The sequence below is a fragment of the Pseudomonas sp. 2822-15 genome (assembly GCF_002742515.1).
In the GTDB taxonomy this organism is placed as follows: Bacteria; Pseudomonadota; Gammaproteobacteria; order Pseudomonadales; family Pseudomonadaceae; genus Aquipseudomonas; species Aquipseudomonas salomonii.
The window spans coordinates 1-241 of record NZ_LJRY01000396.1 but is presented as its reverse complement, the minus strand read 5'-3'; the positions used below and the strand labels follow the sequence as shown (position 1 = coordinate 241).

Sequence of the window (241 nt, the reverse complement as noted above, 5' to 3'; positions counted from 1 at the left end):
CCTAATGGTCAGTACAGAACGTTATCAGGTACATCTATGGCAGCTCCACATGCTGCAGGTGTTGCAGGACTAGTACGGGCAGTAAATCCGAACTTGTCAGTAGCAGAAGTGAGAAACATATTAGCGGATACAGCACAATATGCAGGTAGTTCTCATCAGTATGGAAACGGTATTGTAGATGCTTTTGCAGCGGTTCAAGCAGCAGGTGGATCTGGTGGAACACCATCACCTGGTGTTACGA

General features: G+C 46.9%; 1 protein-coding gene. It reads left to right on the top strand.

The features are described from left to right. Positions 1–36: 36 nt before the first annotated feature. Positions 37–241 (top strand): S8 family serine peptidase (locus AOA59_RS33365; protein WP_305886618.1); only part of this gene is annotated, 205 nt, incomplete at its 3' end.